3 protein-coding genes are annotated in these 2,435 nt (G+C 31.7%); all 3 read right to left on the reverse strand.

Annotated features, from left to right (window positions below; translation table 11 throughout):
• Positions 1-49 precede the first annotated feature (49 nt).
• From AA81_RS13810 to AA81_RS13820, 3 genes are read right to left on the reverse strand one after another with little or no spacing between them, the layout of a single operon-like run.
• A complete protein-coding gene (locus tag AA81_RS13810; protein WP_103079291.1) occupies positions 50-274 on the reverse strand; it encodes a hypothetical protein in 225 nt (74 codons plus the stop codon).
• 23 nt (positions 275-297) lie between these two features.
• Entirely contained in the window at positions 298-1,026 is a 729-nt protein-coding gene (locus tag AA81_RS13815; protein ID WP_103079290.1) for an alcohol dehydrogenase catalytic domain-containing protein, read from the reverse strand.
• A gap of 13 nt (positions 1,027-1,039) precedes the next feature.
• Entirely contained in the window at positions 1,040-2,029 is a 990-nt protein-coding gene (locus AA81_RS13820; protein ID WP_103079289.1) for a zinc-dependent alcohol dehydrogenase, read from the reverse strand.
• Between the last annotated feature and the right edge of the window lie 406 nt (positions 2,030-2,435).

The raw sequence follows: 2,435 nt of genomic DNA on the forward strand, positions 1-2,435 counted from the left end.
ATAAAAATCCCATTAAAATTTAGATGGGATAGTTTATGATTTTTTGATTCTATTGAATTATATATGCAGCTTTTAAGAAAGACTTTGGGTCAGAAGATATATATTTTATTATCTCTGAAAGATCACCAACATCGGTTAATAATTTTTGAAAAAGGAATTCATTGCTATTAAGAATTTTCACAGCTCTTTGCATGGTGAAAGGATTTACATAAGAGCCGGTGATCGAAATTTCCTCACTGTATATTTTAAAAGGCTCTACTTCCTTTGATTTCAATCCCTTTGGTGTGACTCCAAAATCTATAATTTTTCCACCTTTTTTACTAAGTTATAAGCTGTTTCAAAACCTGAAACAGTCCCAGAACATTCAAATACTATATCAAATTTTTTAGATTGACGATTATTGTTAGGATGCTCTACTTCCAAGCGAAACTCGTTTTTTATAAATTCTATTTTTTCTTGAGAAATCTCAAATATAACAGTTTTTCCTACTGAAAATCTGTTTAACAGCATAGCGAAAATCAAACCTATTGCTCCTCCTCCTGTTATTGCTATATCATCAGTGTAAGAGAAATTAGAAAGGTCTATTCCATGGATTATACAGGAAAGAGGCTCTGCAAATATCGCATCTTTTACTTGTATATTTTCGTTTAATGTATAGATCTGTTCATTTGGAACCGAAAGAAATTCAGCAAAACCACCATCTCTATTTACCCCAACTGCGTTTAGATTCTCACAAAGATGAATTTTACCTTCCCTACAATACTGACAAACACCACAAGGTCTATTTGGATCAATGGTAACTTTGGTTCCTTTCTCAAATATCTTAGATTTTACTATTTCTCCAACGATTTCATGTCCTGGTATAAGAGGATAAGTAGCCAAAGTTTCCCCCTTAAAGATTTTTAAATCCGTCCCACAAACCCCACAACCTAATACCCTTATCAATGACTCATTTTCCTTTGTAGATGGTTCCTCTTTATTAATTACTTCAATTTGATGAGGTTGCTTTATATAAATAGCTTCCATAAGCACACCTTCTTTATAATTTAATCAAAGTTTTAAATGAGTTTTTTTCATTACTTGCGTAGTGAAATGCATCAGGTACTTGATCTATTCCATCGAAAATTTTTGATATTAATAATTGAGTATTAATTCTCTTTTGAGAAATTAAGTTTATTGATTCTGAAAAATCATCATCAGTATACATTAGGGCCCCCCTTATAATAAACTCTCTATCTTGAATTAAATGTAGTGGAACAGTACCAGGACCAGCGAAAACACCTATTACAATAATTGTACCATGTTTTCTAACTAAGTTAAAAGCTGTATCAATTGACGATTGTATCCCTACAGCTTCAAAAACAACATCAAAATCTTTATAGGCATTAGTTTCTTGAGGGCTCAATGCATCTGAAACGAAGTTGAATTCTTTTGCTTTTTGCACCTTCCAAGAATTAACATCAAAACCTATTACCTCTTTTGCACCATAGACCTTAGCAACTGCAGCCGTAAGAATTCCAATTGTTCCCAAACCAACTACGGCTACTCTTTTTCCAGCTAGACACGATAGCTTTGCGGCATGAACAGCTGTTGACAATGGTTCAGTTAATGTGAAGGCTTCAACTTCATCGTTTTTAGGATTAATTGGGAAAATCGCTTCGTTTGGTATTATAACTTTTTCTGCTAATAAACCCTCTTCTTGAAATCCTCTAACTTTTAAGTTCTCACATATATGAGGCATTCCATGTTTACAATAGTAACATTCATTATCCCAAATGGAGGGCCTAATAGCAACATATTGGCCTTTTTTAAATATATCAGACTTTTCAATGATTACAATAACTTCATGCCCAGTCGAAACTGGAAATTCTACAAAAGGATGTTTCCCTTTGAAAACGTGAACATCTGAGCCACAGATTCCGCAATATAAGATTTTTAAAAGGCTTTCGTCATTTTTTGGATCACGATCTAGTGAATATTCTTTTATAACAATTTTATTAGGCTCAAGGATTACCCCTCTTTTTAACATTTTAACACTTCTCCTCTTTATAATTTTTATTGTCTATAGAAATTCTAAAACACGTACTTTAACTACCTTTTATACATTTTATACATTCAATATTAAAGGTTTACCTTCTTTATATTATAATTTATTTGATACCACGTTTTTATCATTTACCATACAAAGCTCATTATATGGTAATTCTTCTCAACTGTATTTCGATTTCGTCTACTAAACATACTGAATTTAAATTGAAATAGTCACACAGTTTAGTAGAACCAAGAGTTTTCAAATAATGTTTTGAGAAATACATATTTAGAAGTTTCTTGATTTTTATCAGTCCGGCAATTACAAATCATTTTGTAATAACTTTAACCTTAGAGGAAGGAATACACAAAAAATATTACAGTGCATACGATACTGTTCAAAGAAG

It is taken from the genome of Petrotoga halophila DSM 16923 (assembly GCF_002924615.1).